Here is a 20,811-nt window from a genome sequence, read left to right on the forward strand (position 1 = left end):
AGTCCCGGGTACCGCCAGGTGCCCGGGACTTTCCCGTTCGTCGGGGTGTGGTGTCGCTGGTGGGCCACGGGCTTGTTAACATCCTTCTCAGTTTCGACGCATCACCGGCGACTTCGTCGGGATCGTCGTGGGCGGGGGATGTCCAGGGGGGACGGTGTCGTCGGCGATCTGCCGGTGACGCGCAATCTGCGATCTTTCTCGCGCTCGAACCATCGAATGTGCACGAGAGAGGGCGTTGACATGACGTCGACCGATAACCGCGGACGCCACCGCCACGAATCCCGGCGCGGCCCGAGCGCGCCGCTGCTGTCCATCGCCTCGGCCATGCTGGCCGCCTCCATCGCCGCCGGCGCAGGTAGCGCCTTCGCGGTGCCGCAGCAGGGTGGCACCAATCCCGGTGAGTCCGTCCCGCAGCAGGGTGGCACCAATCCCGGCGGAAGCCAGGGGCCGGGATCGGATGCGCCGATCAACTACAGCGAGCCGTCGGAGATCCCCGGACCGGGATCGATCCCGGGCCCGCCGGTCGAGGCGCCGTATCAGCCCTACACCCCGCAGCCGCAGTACGACAATGCTTACAACCCGGGGTCGCGTGCGAACAACATCGGGCCGGCCGCTCCGGTTCGGCCGATTGCTCCGCCGGTCAACAAGATCCGCGTGGGCAACTTCATCACCGACATTCCGCCGGGTGTGAACAAGCGCGACGTCAACTCGCTCAATGCGTGGGCGGCCTACGGTGAGGCGAAGATCGCCCAGAACCTGATCGCTGCGGGTGTGCCCAAGGACGAGGCCAGCCGTCGTGCGGCGGCGACCATTATCGGTGTCGCCATCGGCGGAACAGCCGGCGCCGCGGCCGGTCTGGTCCCCGGCGCGGTCGTCGGTGCTCTGGTCGGTCTCCCGGCCGGTGCGTTGATCGGTGCGGGTGTGGCGTCGTTCGCAAGTTCGTACACGGGGCCCGCGATTGTCGGTGTGCTTCCTTTCGCGGCGACCTACGGCACGCTTATCGGTACGGTGGCCGGTCCGTTCGTCGGTGGTGCCGTGGGCGGGGTTGCCGGCGCAGCAGGCGGCGCGATCATCGGTGGTGCGATCGGCGGCACGATTGCATACACCCTCGGTGCGGGCGATCCGGGCGCGAACCCGCAGGCGCCGTGGCAGCAAGGCCCGCGTCATTCTCTGCCGGATCCGCACGGACCCAACCAGTTCGAGTACCACCTGCCCGCCCCGGCCGCGCGTGCGGCCGGGCTGCCCGCCGTGGATTATGTGGTCACCGCCCGCGGCGACGTCAAGATCTCGGTCGGCGCGTCGACGTTGGGCTGGTCGGCCGAACAGGCCCGCGTTGCCGGCTCCGGCATCGTCGACGCCGGACGTGCCTGGACGCGCGCCCAGTCGGACACCATCAAGAACCTCATCCCCGGCGGCGACATCACCTGGCCCACCGAGGCATCGGCCCCGGGTAAGCATCGCGCCTGATATTCGTCGTCGCGGGTAGCTCGACCGTGCAGGCTGGATGCGGGCCACTGCGAATCTGCACGCTTCGTCTCGAAACCAAAGGGAGATCGACGTTGACAACTCTGAAGCGCACATTGCTACTCATGATCACCACCGTGCTCGTCGGTGCCGGCCTCTCGATCGGGGCGGGCGCCGGGGAGGCCGCCCCGAGGCAACTACTGAGGGTGACGGGACTTGGCGACAGTTTCGGCACGTACGGCGATCACGCCAACTGCCACGGAGCCCTCAATGTGGGGCTCACTGCCACGCCGCACAAGCCTGGGTGGGTCCGGGTGATGCTGACCTCGTTCGGCTTCACCGGTGAAGGGCGAAGCTGGCGGAAGGATCCGAACTGCCGGATCCTGGTCGGACATGCGATGGACAGTTCCCTCGGCTATGGCCGCTTTGACTTCTGGCCCGCGAGCTTCGGCCCGAAGCGAGGGCAGCGGGCGGTTCACGACGTCCGTGTCGGTTCGGGATTGGCGCTCTTCGGGATCGCGACGTACCAGCTCCACAACCCAGTCCGGGTTCCCCAGTCCTACGGGATCAACTACTACGTCATCGTTCCCTGATCCCGGTCCGCGCATTCCCGGGTGGCGGACCGTCGGCAAGTGCAAGAGTTCTGAACTGACAACTCTCAAGCGCACGATGCTGTTGATATTGACGGTGATGCTGGTCAGCATCGGTGTCACGCTGGGCGCCGGACATAGCGAACCAGCCCCTCCGCGGCAGCTGCCGAAGTGGTCGAGTCTGGGCGACAATTTCGGCACCGTTGGTGATCACGCGAACTGCCACGGTGTCTCTGGCCGACCAGCTTCGGCCCGAAGCGGGGGCAGCGGGTGGTACGTGATGTGCGCGTCGGTTCTGGACTAGTGCAATTCGGGGTCGGGACCTACCAGCTGCACAATCCGGCGCGGATCCCGCTCTCCTACGGGCTGACCTACGTGACGATCGTCCCCTGATCCCGAGTGTTGAATACCGCAATGACCCATTCGCGGCCGGAACAAAGGCCGCGGACCGTCGCGGAGGGCTTCGTGGCCTTGCCGCCGTTCTTTCACAAGGAGATACACATGTTGCACATCAAGCGAGCGATCCTCGTAGTGATCAGTGGGGTCTTGTTGGGCGCTGGACTCACGGCCGGCGCGGGGGCCGGTGATGCCGCTCCACAGCAGCTGCCCCGATGGTCCAACCTGTTCACCGATGACTTCGGTACCTTCGGCGATCATGCGGGGTGTCACGGTGCGCTGCGGGTGGGATTGACAGGGGTTCCGCATAAGCGCGGCGTTGTGCGCGCCACCTTCACGTCGCTGGGTTTCACAGGCAACGGCGCGGGCTGGCGGCGTGACCCGAACTGCCGAATGCGTGTGGGTGTTGCTTTCACGGGCTCGGGTGGGTACGCCGTTTACAAGCTCTTCCCGGCCAGCTTTGGACGCAAGCCCGGCCAGCGGGTCGTGCATGACGTGCGGACCGGGTCGGGACTGGTGGTTCTCTCGGCTGCCACCTACCAGCTCAAGAGCCGGTTGCCTGTTCCACAGTCCTACGGGATCAACTACTACGTCATCGTCCCCTGACGACGAAATTGCCTACGCCGTTGCCTGTTTGGCGTCGCGGCGGAATTGTTGCCAACTACGAGGAGATTGAAATGGCCAGGCGCAAGCGCTCACTATTGGTGATGTTCACCGCGATGTTGGCGTGTATCGGTGTGTCGATGGGTGCGGGTGCCGGTGAAGCTTCGCCGTTGCGACCGCTCTGGAAGTCCACCGGACTCAGTGACAATTTCGGCACCGTCGGAGATCATGCGAATTGCCGGGGCGCCATGCATATCGACCTGTATGCCACCCCGCACAAGCCGGGCTATGTGCGCGTGTCGCTAACCTCCTTCGGATTCATCGGTGACGGGCCCGGCTGGCGGAAAGATCCGCATTGCCGCTTCCTCGTCGGGCACGCCATGCGTAGTTCCTTGGGTTTGGAGCGGTGGGCTTTCTGGCCGGCCAGCTTCGGTCCCAAGCGTGGGCAGCGGGTGATGCATGACGTGCGTGTCGGCTCGGGCCTGGCGGTCTTCGGGATCGGGACTTTCCAGCTGCACAATCCGGTGCGTGTACCGCTCTCGTACGGCGTGAATTACTACACCATCGTCCCCTGACGACGAAATTGCCTACGCCGTTGCCTGTTTGGCGTCGCGGTGGAATTGTTGCCAACTAAGAGGAGATTGAAATGGCCAGGCTCAAGCGCTCACTATTGGTGATGTTCACCGCGGTGTTGGTGTGTGTCGGTGTGTCGATGGGGGCGGGTGCTGGCGCCGCCGCACCCGCGCAACAGCTCCCGAAATGGTCGGGTCTGGGTGACGACTTCGGTACCTTCGGTGATCATGCCAATTGTCACGGCGCCATGCACGTTGGACTGACGGCGACGCCACACAAGCGTGGGTACGTACGTGTGACGCTGACATCTTTCGGCTTTACCGGCGAGGGGGCCAGCTGGCGCAAGGATCCGCACTGCCGATTCCTCGTCGGTCATGGCATGAATAGCTCCCGAGGCTACGCCTGGTTTGCCTTCTGGCCGGCCAGCTTTGGTCCTAAGCGTGGGCAACGCCTGGTGCATGATGTGCATGTCGGGTCCGGTCTGGCGCTATTCGGTGTTGGGACTTACCAGCTGCATAACCCGGTGCGTGTGCCGCTTGCATACGGACTGAACTACTACGTCATCGTTCCCTGATCCGATCTGATACGACCCAAACGGCGTCGGCGGCAATTTCTACTGCCGCCGACGCCGTTTCGGTTTCCGGCCGAGTCAGGATCGGCAACGGTGGTAGGCACGTCCGACGCGCCGCCATTGCGGCTCCGGGTCGCCCTCGCGCAGCGCACGTTTGACGATCTTGTGGGTCGCCGTGGTCGGCATCTCCCCGACGAAGCGGACACGATGCGGCCACTGTTTGGGGCCGAGATCGGGCTGTGCGGTGAGGAAGTCGGCGAAGCGTTCGGGATCGAGATCGTCGGACACCACGAGGACTGCCTCGATCTCGTCGCCGATCTCCACCGGCACACCGTAGACGGCGGCCTGTTCGATCTGTGGGTGGCGCAGCAGGATTCGTTCGATCGGGCTGGTGCCCAGGTTCTCGCCGTCGACGCGCAGCCAATCACCGAGCCTGCCCGCGAAATGGAGGTAGCCCGCGTCGTCGACCCAGCCGAGATCGCCGGTGTGGTAGACGCCGCCGCGCATCCGGTCGGCGGTGGCGGCCTCGTCGTCGTAGTACCCCGAGAACAGGCCCGGCCCTGAGGCGTTGACGATCTCGCCGACCTCGCCGACGGACACCGGCGTGCCCGTCTCCGGGTCCACGATGGCCGTCGGTGGCCGGAGTGGCCCGAGTGCAGACGGTGGGGTGTCAGGTGTGCGTGTGATGGCGACACCGCCCTCGGTGGAACCGAAACCGTCGACGACACGGCAGCCGAAGCGGGCTGCAAACCGTTCCCGGTCGGTCGCCGACGCCTCGTTGCCGTACATGATGCGCAACGAGTTGTCGGCGTCGTCCGGGGACGGCGGGGTGGCCAGGATGTAGTGCAGCGGTTTGCCGACGTAGTTGGCGAAGGTGACCCCGTACCGGCGTACGTCGGGCAGAAATCCGCTCGCCGAGAATCGTTGGCGCACCACGACAGAAGCGCCGCCTGCCAGGGCCACCGACCAGCCGGCGATAACCGCGTTCGAATGGAACATCGGCATCGACAGATAGACGACATCGGTGTGGTCGATGCCGAACCGGTCGGCCAGCATCCGGCCGCTCGCGGCGAACTTGCGTTGCGTGCAGCGCACCGCCTTCGGATCGCCGGTGGTGCCGGAGGTGAAGATCAGCATCATCAGGTCGTCGGGGGATATCGGACCGAAATCCGGTTCGCGGCAATCGATGTCGACCAGCATCCCGGCATACTCGATGCCGTCGACGTCGAGCACCCGGACGCCGTCGAGCGATTCCGGGTCGAGTTCGTCGAGCAGATGGCGGGTCGGCCGGTGGGTCAGGACGATCTGACAATCCGCGGTGGCGATGTCGGTGGCGAGTGCGGCACCCCGTCGCGTGGTGTTGAGGCCGACGAGCACGAACGCGCCCAGGGCGGCGGCACCGAGCAGGAGGCTGAACTCGGCGGTGTTCTCCATCAGCACCCCCACATGCGGCGGCGCATCCGCGGGCAGGTGCGCGCGTAGAGCGTTGCCGCGTCGGGCGGACTCCGTCAGATGCTCACTCCAGCAGACGAAGTGGTCGTCGTGATGCACCCCGCGATCGCCGGCCGCGGACAGTGAGCGCAGCAACTCGGCCAGGGTGTCGGCAGTCGCCGGTCTGGTTGCGGCGGTGCGGTGGTCGACACTCGCCACATGGGTGTCCACGCGTCAGGCCGGAGTGTCGGCGAGGGTGACGCCGATAGCACGCAGGGCGGCCGTCGCAGGTCCGAAGGTGAACTCATTCTGTTTGGCGCGCAGGAAGTATCGATGCACCGGGTGGGTGGTGTCGAGGCCGACGCCGCCGTGTACGTGAACGGTGGTGTGGGCCACCCGGTGTCCGGCATCGGCGGCCCAGAATTTGGCGGTTGCGATCGCGGTGTGCACCTCGGCGTCGGTGATCCCACTGTCGGCCTCGGCCGCGGTGGCCAGGAGCCAGGCCGCCTGGGTGGTCGTCAGAGCGAGGCCCTGGGCGTCGATGTACCCGTCGGCCAGCCGCTGGGCGACCGCCTGGAAGGAACCGATCGCCCGGCCGAACTGTTCCCGCTCACGCGCGTACTGGGCGGTGAGCTCCAATGCCCGGCCCACGATTCCGGTCTGTTCCGCGCAGATTGCCAAGGTGATCCGGTCGGCGACGACGCCGACGGTCGTCGCGCCACCGCTGAGGATGCGTCCGGCGGGCAGCACCACATCGTCGAAGTCGACTGCGGCGGTGGGGACGAGGCCCGTCGAGATAGTCGGCGTGACACGAACTCCCGGATCGTCGGCGAAGACGACGACCGCCACCGCGCCGTCGGGTCCGCTCGCCGACACCACAAAGGCGTCGGCGGCCGCACCATAGGGGACGTTGAGTTTGGTGCCGCGCAGCGATGGTGCGTCACCGCCGGTGATGGTTGTGGTCGGGCTCAGGAGATCGGGTCCGAGCTCTTCCTCGAAGGCGACGGTCAGTACCGTCTGACCGGCTGCGGCCGACGTGAGCACACGATCGGCCAGCTCGGGTGCGGCCGTCGATGCGATCACCGGCAACGCGACCACCGCGTGTGGCCCGAAGGGGACCCGGGCCAGGACTCGGCCGAGTTCCTCTGCGACACCGCAGTTCTCGATGGCCGACAGGTCGCCGCCGGCGTCGCCGACCGATTCGGCGCTCAGTTCGAGTCCGAGCAGACCGGCCGTGCCGAGTTCGCGCCACAGGTCGGCGTCGATCGGTGCGGACGCCGACTCCAGTTCGGCGACGCGGTCGTCGGTGCTGATCTTGGTGGCGATGTCGCGGGTCAGGCCGCGGACGTCGGAAGCCGATTCGGGAAGGGAGAAATCCATGATGTGCGCTTCTTTTCGCTGGGTTTGAGCGGGCGGGATGAGCTATGACTCCGAGCCGGTCAACGTCGCTGCGGGGGGAGGCCGAGGGCGAGCATCGAGATGATGTCGCGCTGCACCTCGTTGGTGCCGCCGCCGAAGGTGAGGATCAGGGAGGTGCGCTGGTAGCGTTCCAGGCGGCCACGCAGCTGAGCGCCCGGACTGCCGGCGCGCAGCGTGGCGGCCGGTCCCAGGATCTCCATGAGCAGTCGGTAGGCCTCGGTGGCGAATTCGGTTCCGAACACCTTGGTGGCCGAGGCATCGGCGGGGCTCGGGGCCTGCCCGGACGCCGCCTGTGAGGCGATCTTCCAGTTGATCAGCTTGAGGAACTCGACCTTGGCGTGCACGCGGGCAAGGTTGGCCTGCACCCATCCCGCGTCGATGACGCGAGCGCCGTCGCCGGTCTTGGTGTGCTGCGCCCACTCGATGGTCTCGCGCAGCGCGGTCTGGATCGGGGCCGCGCTACACAGGGCGACACGCTCGTTGTTGAGCTGGTTGGTCACCAAGGGCCAGCCGCCGCCCTCTTCGCCGACGACGGCCGAGGTCGGCACCCGCACATCCTGGTAGTAGGTGGCGCTGGTGTCGACGCCGGACATGGTGTGCACCGGGGTATAGCTGAATCCCTCGGCATCGGCGGGCACGATGAGCACCGAGATGCCGTGATGCTTCTTGAGACCGCGCGCCCGACCCTCGTCGGTCAGGCTCGACGGATCGGTGCGGCACGCCAGCCAGATGTAGTCGGCGTAGGCGACCAGCGATGTCCACATCTTCTGACCGTTGATCACGTACTCGTCGCCGTCGCGGACCGCGGTGGTGCGCAGCGCGGCCAGGTCGGTACCGGCACCCGGCTCCGAGTAGCCGATGGAGAAGTGCAACCGGCCGGCCGCGATCTTCGGCAGGAAGAACGCCTTCTGTTCGTCGCTGCCGTAGTTCATGATCGTGGGGGCGACCGAGTTGATCGTGAGGAACGGGACCGGCGCACCGGCGATCGCCGCCTCGTCGGTGAAGATCAGCTGATCCATCATCGACCGGTTCTGGCCGCCGAACTCGGTCGGCCAGCCGAGCGCGAGCCAGCCGTCGGCGCCCATCTGCGCGACGACATCGCGGTAGGCGTCGCCTTCGCCGAGCTCGCCGTCGCCGCCCTGAAGTGCGGCACGGCGCTCGTCGGTCATCAGAGCCGCGAAGTAGGCACGCAGTTCGCGCCGCAGTTCGGCCTGTTGGTCGGTGTAGGCGATACGCATGGAGCGCTCCGTTGTCGGCTGCCGGTCGCATCCTTGATGCGAACTCTTCTGCAGGGGGCTTTGATGGAGTTGGGAGCCTCGGATCCGGGTCGATCTGGTCAAGTGTCCACCAGGGCCGGTATCCTCAGGTTCTGAAACACGTTCTAGCCTGTTGTACACAGCCCGTCAACCGGTTGGCCAGTCATCGAGGAGTTACTTGTCATGCGTATCAAGGCAGATTTCGACCTGTGCGAGTCCAATGCGATCTGCGTCGGGATGGCCCCTGACGTCTTCGACCTCGACGATGACGACTACCTGGTCATTCTTCAGGAAGAGGTGCCCGCGGGCCGCGAAGAGGAACTGCGTCAGGTCGTCGCCAACTGCCCGAAGTCAGCATTGTCGATAGTCGACGACTGATCGCGGGTGATTCGCTCGTTTCTTTCCATCCGGGTAATAAACATGCTAGAACAGGTTCTAGTTTCAGCTCAGAAGGGAATTCGGGTGGGTCAATCGCTACAGGGTCGCGTCGCCGTCGTTACCGGTGCGGGTGCCGGACTGGGTCGGGCGGAGGCCATCGGCCTCGCCGCCGAGGGCGCGAGCGTCATCGTCAATGATCTGGCCGGGGCGCTCGATGCCAGCGACGTGATCGACACGATCACCGATGCGGGCGGCACCGCGGTCGCCGTGCCCGGAGACATCTCCGACGCGGCCACCGCCACCGCGATCATGTCGACCGCCACCGATCGGCTCGGAGGCCTCGACATCGTCATGAGCAATGCCGGTGTCGTCCGTGACAAGATGTTGTTCAACATGACCGACGACGACTGGGATCTGGTGATCCGGGTTCACCTGCGCGGACATTTCCTGCTCAACCGCAACGCCGCAGCACACTGGCGGGCGGCGTCGAAGGCGGCCGGGGGGCCGGTCTACGGGCGGTTGATCAACACCTCGTCCGAGGCGGGTCTGCTCGGACCCGAGGGGCAGGCCAACTACGGCGCGGCCAAGGCGGGTATCACCGCCCTGACGCTGTCGGCCTCCCGTGCGCTCAAGCGATACGGCGTCCGGGCGAATGCGATCTGCCCGCGTGCGCGTACCGGGATGACGGCCGACGTCTTCGGCGACGCGCCTACCGACGGGGTCGATCCGCTGTCACCCGAACACGTGGTGCGGCTGGTCAATTACCTCGCCGGACCCGACTCCGAAGATGTCACCGGGCAGGTGTTCGTCGTCTACGGTCCGCAGGTCACCCTGATGGCCGCTCCGACGGTCGACGAGGTCTTCACCGCGGACGGTGACGCATGGCAATCAGATGATTTGTCGAAGGCGCTGACCAGCTACTTCGCCAACCGTGAGCCGGGTCGGAGTTTCTCTGCCAGCTCGTTGGTCAACTGACCAATCGGACCTGAGACCGAGTGGTAATTTCGCGGTGTCCAAAGGGGAGGAGTGCTGATGTTGGGAAGGCTTGCGACCCCACTCGGGGGGATCGGGGACTTCGTAGCACTCGGTGTCGATTCCGCGCGTGAGTTGTTCAAGCGTCCGTTCCAATGGCGCGAAACCGTTGAACAGTCGTGGGCGATCGCGCGAGTCTCGATGGTGCCGACGCTGCTGGTCGCGATTCCGTTCACCGTGCTGGTGAGTTTCACCCTCAACATCCTGCTGCGCGAGATCGGTGCGCAGGACCTGTCGGGGGCGGGTGCCGCGTTGGGCACCATCACCCAGATCGGCCCGATCGTCACCGTGCTCATCGTCGCCGGTGCCGGCGCGACGGCCATCTGCGCCGACCTCGGTGCCCGCACCATCCGCGAAGAGATCGACGCGATGAAGGTGCTCGGCATCAACCCCATCCACCGGCTCGTCGTTCCGCGCATCATCGCCTCGACCGGCGTCGCACTCCTGCTCAACAGCCTGGTGTGCACCATCGGCATCGGCGGCGGCTTCATCTTCTCCGTCTACCTGCAGGACGTGAATCCGGGTGCGTTCATCGCCAACCTCACCCTGCTCACCGGCTTCGGCGAGCTGATGATCTCGATGGTCAAAGCCGCCCTGTTCGGCCTGTTCGCGGGTATGGTCGGCTGCTACCAGGGGCTCAATGTCAAAGGTGGCGCCAAAGGTGTCGGCGACGCCGTCAACGAAACCGTCGTCTACTCTTTCATGGCGCTGTTCGTCGTGAACGTGGTGGTGACCGCGGTCGGTCTCAAGGCAACGGCAGGCTGAGCACATGGTCCTTCCCTTCACCACCCGACTTCGCACGGCGCGCGTCGCGGTCAAACGCGCAGGCCAGGACTGGGATCAGCTCGGCGATCAGGCCCTGTTCTACTGGGACAGCATCGTCGCCATCCCCCGTGCCCTCAAGCACTACAAGAAGGAGACGCTGCGGCTCATCGCCGAGATCTCCATGGGGACCGGCGCGCTGGCGATGATCGGCGGAACGGTCGTCGTCGTCGGCTTCCTGACGCTCTTCACCGGCGGCACCATCGCCGTGCAGGGCTACAGTTCGCTGGCCAACATCGGCGTCGAGGCGCTCACCGGCTTCTTCTCCGCGTTCATCAACGTGCGCATCGCGGTGCCGGTCATCTCTGGTATCGCCCTGGCCGCCACGATCGGTGCCGGTGCGACGGCACAATTGGGCGCGATGCGGGTCAGCGAGGAGATCGATGCGCTGGAGACGATGGCGATCTCCTCGATCCCGTATCTGGTCAGCACCCGGATCGTCGCCGGGCTGATCGCGATCATCCCGCTGTACGCGCTGGCGTCGCTGGCCTCCTTCCTGGCCAGCCGCTTCGCCACGGTATTCCTGTACGGACAGTCGTCGGGCGTCTACGACCACTACTTCAACACCTTCCTGATCCCGTCGGACATCCTGTGGTCCTTCGTGCAGGCCATCTGTATGGCGGTGGCGGTCATGCTCATCCACACCTACTACGGCTTCAACGCCTCCGGCGGTCCGGTCGGCGTGGGCGTCGCGGTCGGCAACGCGGTGCGGGCCTCGCTGGTCGTCGTCGTCGTCATCACACTGCTGACCTCGCTCGCCATCTACGGCGCCGACGGCCACTTCAACCTGGCGGGATGAGGCCATGACACGCAAACAGGAACGGACGAGGACCACCCGTCGACTCGCGGCCGTCACCATGGTCGGGTTGTTGCTGGCCATCGTGATCGGGGCGTCGGCGCAGTTCCTCGACCTCTTCGCCAGCACCGACAAGGTCACCCTCTACGCGCCACGCGCCGGCCTCGTGATGAACCCCGACGCCAAGGTCAAGCTGCGCGGCGTCGAGGTCGGCCGCGTCTCGGAGATCTCCGAGGAGGACGGTCAGGCCGTTCTCACGCTGGCCATCGACTCCGGACAGATGGACAAAATCCCCGGCAATGTCACCGCCGACATCAAGTCCAACACCATCTTCGGAGCCAAGGCCGTCAACCTGAACGTGCCAACCACCGGCCCCGAAGGCAGTCTGGACACCACTCGGGTCATCCACGCCCAGCACGTCGTCGTCGAACTGAACACCGTGTACCAGCAATTGGTCGGCGTCCTGGCGCAGTTGCAGCCGGACAAGCTGAACGCGACGCTGGGTGCCCTCAACACCGCGCTGGCCGGGCAGGGTGCCGCCATCGGTACCGCACTCGACCAGTTGAACAGCCTGGTCACGACCACCAACAAACATCAGCGCCAGCTGTCGCAGTTACTGCGGCAGGCGGCCACGGTCACCAACGTCTACGCCGACGCCATGCCCGATCTGATGCGGACCGTCGACAACTTCACCGTCGTCGGTAACACCCTGGTCGACAACACCAGCAACTTCGACGCGCTGCTCATCAATGCGACGGGGATGGCCAACACCATCGACGGCGTCATCGCGCCGACCAAACGGACGCTGATCAACGCGCTCACCGACATCGGTCCGGTCGCCCGGCTGCTGGGCTACAACGCCCCGGGCATCAAATGTTTCATCACCACCACCGCGGTCGCGGCGGAGGCGGCTCGGCCGTTCCTCGGCGAACGCAACGGCAACCTGATGCTCGACGCGAGCATCCTGCCCGGCAAGGACCCCTACACCTACCCGTACGACCTCCCGCAGGTGCGCGGCGAGGGACCGCCGACCTGTGCAGGCAATCTCAGTGACCCGTCGTCGAACGAGCACACCAAGTTCTACGTCGCGGACAACGCGAACAACCCATATCACCCGAGGACCAGGCCGAAAGTGAATTCGCAGAAGCTATTCCAACTCCTGTTCACGGAGCCGCCACGTGGATAACAGAGCACGCGCGTTCCGGGCGACCGCGATCAAACTGGGTGCCTTCGCCGTTGTCATGCTGCTGGTCTTCGTCGGCCTGGTGGTGGTGTTCAGCCGCTACCGCCCGGGATCGTCCAATGACTACACCGCCACCTTCGCCAGTGCATCGGCCATCAAATCCGGCAGCAAGGTCAAGATCGCCGGTGTCGAGGTCGGATCGGTCAACAGCGTGGAACTGACCCGGGACAATCAGGCCGAGATCGGATTCAGCGTCGACCAGAAGTACGTGCTGCCCGCCAGCGTGCGCGCCATGGTCCGGTACGAGAACCTGACCGGCGACCGCTACCTGGAATTGCAGCGCGGGTCGGGGGACACCGCAAAAACCCTGTCCGACGGCGCGCATATCCCCATCGAGCAGACCCAGCCTGCACTCGACCTGGACAAGCTGGTCGGTGGTTTCAAACCGCTGTTCCGCACCCTGAACGCCGAGGAGGCCAACGAGCTCACCTCGTCGCTGATCTCGGTGTTCCAGGGGCAGGGCGCCGGGTTGACCCAGCTGCTGAGCAACACCGCCCAATTCACCAACTCGCTCGCCGATCGTGATCAGCTCATCGGCTCGGTCATCGACAATCTCAACCGGACGCTCGGGACCATCGACGGTGACCGGCAGGGCCTCGACACCAGCGTCGACCTGTTGCAGCAGCTGGTCAGTGGTCTGGCGTCGCAGCGCGGCACCATCGGCAACGCCCTGACCCAGACCGCGAAGGTCACCAACGGCCTGTCCGACCTGCTCTCGGCGACCCGTCCGGACCTGAAACGGACGATCGCCGCGACCGGCACGACCTCCGAAGAGCTCCTGAAGGCCGAACCCTTCATCCGGCAGCTGATCTCGCGGTTGCCCGAGGACTATCTGACCCTGTCCAACCTGGGCAGCTACGGTGCCTGGTTGCAGATCTACTTCTGCCGCATCCGACTGCTCTTCTCCGGACCGAACGGCACGCAGGTGTTCTTCACCGCGGCCGACCTGATGGGGAACAAGTCCAAGGCCGGCGGAAGGTGTGCAACCTGATGAGCTTGCCATTCGGAGGATTCTTCAGCAGCCGGCGCACCGAATCCGATCAGGCCGACATCGCCCGGGAAACCAAACGCGGTGGCCGGACGCGGGTGCAGATCGGGGTCATCGGCATCGTGGTCACCTCGATGGTGGTCATCACCGCGATGCAGATGGACAAGCTGCCGTTCCTGTCACCCATCAGCACCTATTCGGCCTACTTCGACGACGCGGGCGGGCTGGTCACCGGTGACATCGTGTCGGTGGCAGGCATCAATGTCGGCACCATCGAATCGATCGAACTCGCCGACACCGACCAGGGCAAAAAGGTCAAGGTCGGGTTCCGGATGCAGGACACCGTCGAGATCGGCAACCAGTCGCAGGCGGCCATCAAGACCGAGACCGTCCTGGGTCGACGCAACCTGACCCTCATCCCCAACGGTGGCGAACGCCTCAAGCCCGGCGACTCGATCCCGGTGGGCCAGACGATCTCCCCGTATTCGCTGCAGGACGCGCTCGAAGGCGCCAGTTCGACGATCGAGGAAACCGACACCGACCAGCTCAACCAGGCGCTGCGCGTGCTGTCGGTGACCTTCTCCGACACCCCCAGCCAGGTGCAGGGTGCGGTCAACGGTGTCGCTCGGCTGTCGAAGGCGGTCGCCGACCGCGACAACGAACTGCGCACCCTGCTCTCCAAGGCCAACCAGGTCAGCCGGATCGTCGGCGACCGCAATCAGCAGATCAATCGGCTGCTCATCGATGCCAACTCGCTACTCGGCGAGGTGCAGATGCGCCGGGCCGCGTTGGCCCAGCTGATCACCGGGCTGCGGGACGTGTCCCGTCAGTTGAGCGGGTTCATCACCGAGAACAACGAACAGCTCAAGCCGGTGCTGGAGAAGTTCAACCGGCTCACGCAGATCTTCATCGACAAGGAAGTGGATCTGAAGAAGACCATCGACCGGCTCGGACCGTTCGCCAACACCCTCGGCGAGGCGGTGGCGTCGGGACCGAACTTCGACTCCCTGGTCGGCGTGAGCGCCTTCGGCGACTACACCGCGATGTTCATGGCGGCATTGCAGCGCAAGTATCCGCAGCTGTGGAAGCTGCTGATGCGGTCGGGCAACCCGATCCTGCCGCACAACTGGGGTCCGGCCGCACCGTACGGGAGCGAACCGCCGCGACCCAAACCGCCCGCCCCGACCTACCCGACCCCGATCCCGAACCAGCCAGGAGGATGAGATGAGCGCCAAACGCCGCCTGATCCTGGCCGGGATCGCCGCTGTCCTGGCGGTGGCCCTCGTCGCGGTCGGCTACACCGTGTACAACCGCGCCACGACCAAGACGATCACCGCCTACTTCCCGTCCGCGGGCAGCCTCTACAAAGGCGACCCGGTACGCGTTCTCGGGGTGAACGTCGGCAAGGTCACCGAGATCACCCCGCGCCGTGGGGACGTCAAGATCGTGCTGCAGGTCGATCGGAACGTCGAGATCCCGGCGACCGCGAAAGCCGTCGTCGTCGCGCAGAGCCTGGTGTCGGGACGTTTCGTCCAGCTCACCCCGGTCTATGAGACCGGCCCCACGATGGATGACGGTGCGACCATCCCGATGGAACGCACCGCCGTACCGATGGAGTGGGACGACATCAAGGCGCAGCTGACCAAGTTGACCAAGTCGTTGGGACCGGAGGACGGCAACGACGGTGCCGCCGTCGAGGCCATCCAGGTCTTCGACAAGAACCTGTCCGGCAACGGCGCGGCGATCAACCAGTCGATCACCGAGATGTCGAAGGTGATCGGCACCCTGGCCGCCGGTCGCGGCGACCTCTTCTCGACCGTGCAGAACCTGCAGAAGCTCACCGATGTGCTCTCGCAGAGCCACGAGCAGCTCGTGCAGTTCAACGGCCGCATCGCCTCGGTCTCGTCGGTGCTCGCCGACAACACCGACGAACTCAACGACGCCCTGCACGAACTCGACACGACGATGACCGACGTGCAGAAGTTCATCAAGCGGAACGGAGACGCGATCAACGCGTCCGCCGGTCAGCTGGGCAATGTGCTGCGGATCGTCGCCAACAAGGACGAGCAGCTGCGTGGACTGCTGCATTCGGCACCGAACCAGCTCGCCAACTTCTTCAACATCTACAACCCGTTGTCGGGGTCGTTGTCGGGTGTGTTCGGGCTGGGTATGGGCACCAACCTGATCACCCTGCTCTGCGGCACGATGGATGCCAACGACAGTCCGGAGATCTCCCGAGCCGACGTGGACAAATGCGTCGACGTGCTCTCGCCGATGCTGTCCAACCTGGTGATGAACTATCCGCCGTTCCTGGCGAATCCGGTGTCGGGTAAGAACGCCAACACCGACCAGATCGTCTACCAGAACGCGAGTGTGAAGGCCCGCTCCAAGGCCAGCGTCGATCGCGTCGACGCCGAGGCCCGCCGAGCCAACGGCAATTCGCCGCTCAAGGATCTCCTCGTCCCCTGGGAGCCGCGCGGATGATACGAACGAGGACGTCTGACCGGACGCGACTGCGCCGGCGCGGAGCAACACTGGCCACCCTGGCCGTCACCATGTCGCTGGTGGTGGCCGGCTGCGGCTACGACGGACCGGGTTCGGTCCCGGTGCCCGGCGCCGAGGGCACCGGCGACGGTGCGTATCAGATCACCGCGATCATCCCGACCGCGGCAGGACTGGTGAACAACGCGCCGGTCTACATCGACGACTCGACCGTCGGCAGCGTCGGCGACATCGAGGTGAAGGACTGGAACGCCCAGGTCACCATCCGGCTCAAGAAGGGCACGATGGTCCCGCAGGGATCGCATGTGATGGTCGGCATGACCAGTGTGCTCGGGTCGATGCATCTGCAGATCGTCCAGCCCGCCGAACCCACCGGCCAGATGATGAAGGCGGGCGAGGAGATTCCGCTGACGCAGTGTCCGGAACAGCCTCAGATCAAGGCGCCCACCGACACCCCGCTGGTCGCCGACATCAATGTCGCGCAGGACGTCGCCCTCTGTACCTACCCGACGACCGAGCAGGTGCTGAGCTCGTTGTCGGTGGTGCTCAACGGTGGCGGGCTGAGCCAGATGGGCGACATCGTGCACGAGATGAACGACATCTTCTCCGGGCACCAGACGTCGATCCGGAACCTGATCCCGCAGCTGAACACGCTCGTCGGCGAACTCAACGACCAGAAGGCCGACATCATCCGGGCCACCGAGGGCCTCGACCGGCTCTCCCGGTCGATGAACGAGCAGTCGGCGACCATCGAGAACGCTTTGCAGGCGAGTCCGCGGATTCTTCAGCTGTTGGTCGATCAGCGTAAGCCGCTCACCGACGCGCTGGCCGCGGCGGCGAAGCTGTCCACGACGGCCAACGACGTCCTCGATGCGAACACCGACGACATCAAGGCGTTCGCACACAACCTGCGGCCCGCGCTGGAACAGCTGGCCGCGACGGGTCCCGCGTTGTCGCAGTCGCTCAACATCCTGCTGACCTTCCCGTTCTACGAGCCGTCGATCCGCAAGCTGGTCAAGGGTGACTACGTCAACTCCGACCTGGTGCTGGACCTGACGTTCGCTCGTCTGAACAAGAGCATGTTCGCGAGTATCGGACTGACCGGCCCCGAAGGTGTGCTCGGTCGACGGGCCGGGGCGGCGGCCCGGGGTCTCGATCCCTTCCTGTCGCCACTCAAGCCGGGCGGTGAACGACCGCGGGATACCGCCGATCCGGTGCCCGCGCCGGGCATGCTCCCGGCCGGGGCGACACCGCGGCATCACACGCCTGATCCGACGACACCCCGAGGCGGTGGCCGATGAAGATCACCGGATTCGTCCGCATGCAGCTGATCATCTTCTCGATCGTGACGGTGATCGCGATCGCGGTGATGGCCATCTTCTACATCCGGATCCCGTCGATGTTCGGCGTCGGAAGCTATCGGGTCGACCTGCATCTTCCGACCAGTGGTGGTCTCTATGAGAACGCCAACGTCAGCTTCCGCGGAGTCAACGTCGGCAAGGTGGGTTCGGTGAGTCTCACCGACGACGGTGTCGTCGCCGAACTCAACATCGACAACGGCGCCGACATCCCCGCCTCCTCCCAGGCATCGGTACGCAGCGTCTCCGCGATCGGCGAACAGTTCGTCGAGTTCACACCGGTCGAGGGCGGACCCACCGGCGACCTTGGCGACGGTGCGACGGTCTACACCGACCAGGTGCCGGTCGAGATCTCCACCATGCTCGACCAGGCCGACACCCTGTTGCAGAAGATCGGCGACACCCGGTTGCGATCGCTGATGGACGAGGCCTTCGTCGCGTTCAACGGCACCGCCGAATCGCTACAGCGGTTGCTCGACTCGATGACGCTGTTCGTCGGGGAGGCCAACAAGAACACCGCGACGACGATGGCGCTCATCGACCAGGGCGCCCCGCTGCTGCGTACCCAGTCGGTGACCGCCGACGCGATCCGCAGCTGGACCGGCGACGTCACCACGTTCACCGACCAGTTGCGCGCGAACCGGCCGGAGATCACCGATCTGCTGTCCAAGGGTCCCGGCGTGCTCGACGACAGCCAGCAACTGTTCTCGTCGATGAACGCGTCGTACCAGTTGCTGGTGTCCAATCTCGGCGTGGTCGCCCACACCCAGGCGGTGTATCTGCCGAATATGCGTCAGATCCTGGTGCTCTATCCCCGGTTGATCTCGGCGCTGGTGACCGCGGTCAATTCAGGTACTCAGACCTACGGTCCGAATGTGAACTTCTCCCTCGGATTCCAGGACCGCCCGCCGTGCAACATCGGCTTCCTGCCGAAGGAGCAGTGGCGGTGGCCGTCGGCCCAGACGCCGCGGGAACTGCCCGCGGGCATGCTGTGCCGGGTACCACAGAACTCGAATCTGGCCGTCCGAGGTGCCCGCAACTATCCGTGTGTGGAGTTCCCCGGGCGACGGGCGCCGACGCCGGCCGAGTGCCGCACCGGCTACAAACCGCTCCCCGGTTCGGTCGATCCGTTCCAGGAGGGGCTCCCGTACGGGCTGAAGTGGGGCGCGCAGCCCTCCGGTACTGTGACGCCAGGCACTCCGCAGGACCACAATCCGGCTCCCGCGGTGTACGCAACCACATACGACCCGGTCTCCGGCGATTTCATCGGTCCTGACGGCAAGACCTACAACGCCGGGTCCGGAAGCCAATCGCAAGGACAGGGCCAAACATGGCAGAGTCTGATCAGCAGCACGGTCCACCCGTGACGCCCGATACCGACACCGTGGGGACGGTGCCCGAGAGCAGGAAGGCCGAGAGCAAGAAGGCCGAGACCTCGAAGGCCGACAGCACGAAGGCCGACGACCGTACCGCGCCGGACACCGCCGCCCGGGACCGGACACGACCCGCCCGTCGCGCGCCGGTTCGCCGGGCACCGATGCGGCGGGGACCGCAGGCCACACGTGGCACGTCGCGGTCGGCGACCGCATCGGAGGACACGCTCGCCGACGAACACGTCGCCGAGGGGGACATCGCTGACGGGGATGTGACCGACGAGCCGATCGAGTCCGGGTCCACCGGTTCGGCGGAGACCATCGCCGCGGAGGCCGACGAGTTCACCGACCTCGACCTCGACCTCGACACCGACGACGAGACCGCTGCCGACACGGACTCCGACGACGACAACACCGCCGCCGTCGTCGAGCCCGATCCCAGCGAGGTCGAGCGCACCGTCAGTTATCGCGAACGACGCCGACGCCGTTCCGCATCGGGTGCGGCGGACGGCAAGACCGGTGACTCGGGGCGCGCCACCGCGTCTGGCCGGGTTCGCTACCGGGGCGCGCGCGGTGGTTCGCGGCGTAGGGCGCTGGTCGGTGCGCTCGCCGTCGTCGTGCTGATCGCCTGCATCGTCGCCTCGACGTTGTTCGCGGTCGGGATCTCCCGGCAGAAGGATCTCGACGACCTGCGTGCCGAGTACGCGAACTTCGCCTCGCAGGTCATCGTCAACCTCACCAGCATGAATCCGGCCACCGTCGACGATGCGCTCCGGACCGTCCAGAATGACACCAGCGGCAAGGTGAAAGAGCAGCTGCAGGATTCGATCCAGCAGGTCGTGACGCTCGTGCGGGACTCGAAGGTGGAGACCAAGACGTCGGTGATCTCCCAGGCGGTCACCAAGGCCGAACCCGACGAGGGATCGGTGATCATGGTCTTCGGCTGGCGCCAGTCGTCCCAGGACGGTTCGGTGCCGACGGAGGTACGCACCTTTCGGTGGCGGGTGGACATGACCCGGATGAACGGTGATCTCAAGATGACGAACTTCGAGTGGGTGGCGTGATGGGAAGGACCACACGACGACTGCTCGCCGCCACCTTGGCCGTGCTGGTGGTGGCCGGACTGGTCGCCACCGGTGTCCTGGGCTACCGGTACTGGGACGGCAGGCAGACCGAGAACGCACGCGGCGAATCGCTGGAAGCGGCAAAGCGTTATGCGACAACGATGTTCGGCTTCAACCCGGAGAACGTCACCGCACACGTGGATTCGTCGATGGCGATCCTGACCGGCGCAGCCAAGCCGGAGTACGCCACCCTGGTCCGCGACAACAACCTGGCTGCGGAAGTCCGTAAGCAGGGTGTCGTCTCCGAGGTCACCATGCAGGACGCGGGCGTCGTCACCAATACCCGCACCACCTCGACGGTGCTGCTGTTCCTGAATCAGTCCGTCACCCGCGGCGGCAACAAGGAACTAGTCAGCGTCAATCCGAGTCGCGTGCAGTACGCGATGGAGAAGGACGGCGACGTCTGGCTGGTGAACGGCATCGAGGTCATCACCGATGATTCCTTCCGCAGCAAGATCGACGTCAGCGAGACCGTGCCGCCGAACGCGCGTCCGGCTCCCGGACTGGCCACCCCGCCCGGGTCGCCGACGCCCCGCCCGGGAACCCCGCAGTCGCCGACGCTTCCGCCTGCGGTGCCGCTACCCGGTGCGAGTGTTCCGACCCCGACACCGTGATCCGACGATAAATCCGTTGCACCCTGCTCGGTGGGCGGCGTAGTTTCGCCGGTACACACGAAAGGAGGTGGTCTGAAGTTGATTGACAAACGGACACGTGAGGTGACCATCCGCTGACGCTGACAACCGTGGGTTTCGCCCCGGCGCCCGGCGTCACGCGAATCCCTGGTGGTCACCCGGCCCCCGCACCCCGACCCCGTCCGGTCGGTGCAGCCCGATTTCGGGTGGTGCGGGGGCCGTCGTCGTCTACGGGTCACCCAGGTCGCGTAGTGCACTAC

General features: G+C 65.7%; 20 protein-coding genes. 17 read left to right on the top strand and 3 right to left on the bottom strand.

Annotation, left to right across the window (positions count from 1 at the left end; translation table 11 throughout):
- Positions 1-240: 240 nt before the first annotated feature.
- The 5 genes from QSJ18_RS06995 (at position 241) to QSJ18_RS07015 (ending at position 4,200) form a co-directional block, all read left to right on the top strand.
- Complete coding sequence (locus QSJ18_RS06995; protein WP_286325607.1) at positions 241-1,467, top strand: hypothetical protein; 1,227 nt, start codon at positions 241-243, stop codon at positions 1,465-1,467.
- A gap of 122 nt (positions 1,468-1,589) precedes the next feature.
- Positions 1,590-2,057 (top strand): enoyl-CoA hydratase, encoded by a 468-nt coding sequence (locus tag QSJ18_RS07000; RefSeq protein ID WP_286325608.1) that lies wholly within the window; start codon positions 1,590-1,592, stop codon positions 2,055-2,057.
- A gap of 411 nt (positions 2,058-2,468) precedes the next feature.
- A complete protein-coding gene (locus tag QSJ18_RS07005) occupies positions 2,469-3,056 on the top strand; it encodes an enoyl-CoA hydratase (protein WP_286325610.1) in 588 nt (195 codons plus the stop codon).
- 71 nt (positions 3,057-3,127) lie between these two features.
- Positions 3,128-3,628, top strand: a complete 501-nt coding sequence (locus QSJ18_RS07010) for an enoyl-CoA hydratase (protein WP_286325611.1) — start codon at positions 3,128-3,130, stop codon at positions 3,626-3,628.
- A 71-nt stretch (positions 3,629-3,699) separates the two neighbouring features.
- On the top strand, positions 3,700-4,200 hold the full coding sequence (locus QSJ18_RS07015) for an enoyl-CoA hydratase (protein WP_286325612.1): 501 nt from the start codon (positions 3,700-3,702) through the stop codon (positions 4,198-4,200).
- Between the two features lie 75 nt (positions 4,201-4,275).
- Here the strand turns inward: QSJ18_RS07015 and QSJ18_RS07020 are convergent, their stop codons facing one another.
- Genes QSJ18_RS07020 through QSJ18_RS07030 form a run of 3 tightly spaced genes read right to left on the bottom strand, consistent with a single transcriptional unit; the run spans position 4,276 to position 8,285 of the window.
- Positions 4,276-5,847, bottom strand: coding sequence for a long-chain-fatty-acid--CoA ligase (locus QSJ18_RS07020; protein ID WP_462476017.1), 1,572 nt, complete (start codon positions 5,845-5,847; stop codon positions 4,276-4,278).
- A 15-nt stretch (positions 5,848-5,862) separates the two neighbouring features.
- A complete protein-coding gene (locus tag QSJ18_RS07025) occupies positions 5,863-7,008 on the bottom strand; it encodes an acyl-CoA dehydrogenase family protein (protein ID WP_286325614.1) in 1,146 nt (381 codons plus the stop codon).
- Between the two features lie 59 nt (positions 7,009-7,067).
- On the bottom strand, positions 7,068-8,285 hold the full coding sequence (locus tag QSJ18_RS07030; protein ID WP_286325615.1) for an acyl-CoA dehydrogenase family protein: 1,218 nt from the start codon (positions 8,283-8,285) through the stop codon (positions 7,068-7,070).
- Positions 8,286-8,486: 201 nt separating this feature from the next.
- Here QSJ18_RS07030 and QSJ18_RS07035 point away from each other — a divergent pair, with 201 nt between their 5' ends.
- The 12 genes from QSJ18_RS07035 (at position 8,487) to QSJ18_RS07090 (ending at position 20,533) form a co-directional block, all read left to right on the top strand.
- Positions 8,487-8,681 carry a ferredoxin gene (locus QSJ18_RS07035; protein ID WP_286325616.1) on the top strand — a complete coding sequence of 65 codons (195 nt, stop codon included), beginning with the start codon at positions 8,487-8,489 and terminating at the stop codon, positions 8,679-8,681.
- 84 nt (positions 8,682-8,765) lie between these two features.
- The gene (locus tag QSJ18_RS07040) at positions 8,766-9,656 is read left to right on the top strand and encodes a 3-oxoacyl-ACP reductase (protein ID WP_286325617.1); all 891 of its coding nucleotides are present in this window, start codon (positions 8,766-8,768) and stop codon (positions 9,654-9,656) included.
- A 57-nt stretch (positions 9,657-9,713) separates the two neighbouring features.
- Positions 9,714-10,478 carry an MlaE family ABC transporter permease gene (locus tag QSJ18_RS07045; RefSeq protein ID WP_286325618.1) on the top strand — a complete coding sequence of 255 codons (765 nt, stop codon included), beginning with the start codon at positions 9,714-9,716 and terminating at the stop codon, positions 10,476-10,478.
- A gap of 4 nt (positions 10,479-10,482) precedes the next feature.
- Positions 10,483-11,334, top strand: a complete 852-nt coding sequence (locus tag QSJ18_RS07050; protein WP_286325619.1) for an MlaE family ABC transporter permease — start codon at positions 10,483-10,485, stop codon at positions 11,332-11,334.
- A 4-nt stretch (positions 11,335-11,338) separates the two neighbouring features.
- Entirely contained in the window at positions 11,339-12,517 is a 1,179-nt protein-coding gene (locus QSJ18_RS07055) for an MCE family protein (RefSeq protein WP_286325620.1), read from the top strand.
- Positions 12,510-13,565 carry an MCE family protein gene (locus tag QSJ18_RS07060; protein ID WP_286325621.1) on the top strand — a complete coding sequence of 352 codons (1,056 nt, stop codon included), beginning with the start codon at positions 12,510-12,512 and terminating at the stop codon, positions 13,563-13,565. The genes QSJ18_RS07055 and QSJ18_RS07060 overlap by 8 nt, the downstream gene beginning before the upstream one ends.
- On the top strand, positions 13,565-14,785 hold the full coding sequence (locus QSJ18_RS07065) for an MCE family protein (RefSeq protein ID WP_286325622.1): 1,221 nt from the start codon (positions 13,565-13,567) through the stop codon (positions 14,783-14,785). Before QSJ18_RS07060 ends, QSJ18_RS07065 begins: the two co-directional genes overlap by 1 nt.
- Before the next feature lies 1 nt (position 14,786).
- Entirely contained in the window at positions 14,787-16,046 is a 1,260-nt protein-coding gene (locus QSJ18_RS07070; RefSeq protein ID WP_286325623.1) for an MCE family protein, read from the top strand.
- Positions 16,047-16,117: 71 nt separating this feature from the next.
- A complete protein-coding gene (locus QSJ18_RS07075) occupies positions 16,118-17,365 on the top strand; it encodes an MCE family protein (protein WP_286325624.1) in 1,248 nt (415 codons plus the stop codon).
- Positions 17,362-18,789, top strand: a complete 1,428-nt coding sequence (locus tag QSJ18_RS07080; protein WP_286325625.1) for an MCE family protein — start codon at positions 17,362-17,364, stop codon at positions 18,787-18,789. Before QSJ18_RS07075 ends, QSJ18_RS07080 begins: the two co-directional genes overlap by 4 nt.
- A 26-nt stretch (positions 18,790-18,815) precedes the next feature.
- Complete coding sequence (locus QSJ18_RS07085) at positions 18,816-19,859, top strand: hypothetical protein (protein WP_286325626.1); 1,044 nt, start codon at positions 18,816-18,818, stop codon at positions 19,857-19,859.
- On the top strand, positions 19,859-20,533 hold the full coding sequence (locus QSJ18_RS07090; RefSeq protein ID WP_286325627.1) for a hypothetical protein: 675 nt from the start codon (positions 19,859-19,861) through the stop codon (positions 20,531-20,533). Before QSJ18_RS07085 ends, QSJ18_RS07090 begins: the two co-directional genes overlap by 1 nt.
- The last annotated feature ends 278 nt before the right edge of the window (positions 20,534-20,811 follow it).

The organism is Gordonia heveisoli (assembly GCF_030315745.1).
Taxonomy (GTDB): domain Bacteria; phylum Actinomycetota; class Actinomycetes; order Mycobacteriales; family Mycobacteriaceae; genus Gordonia.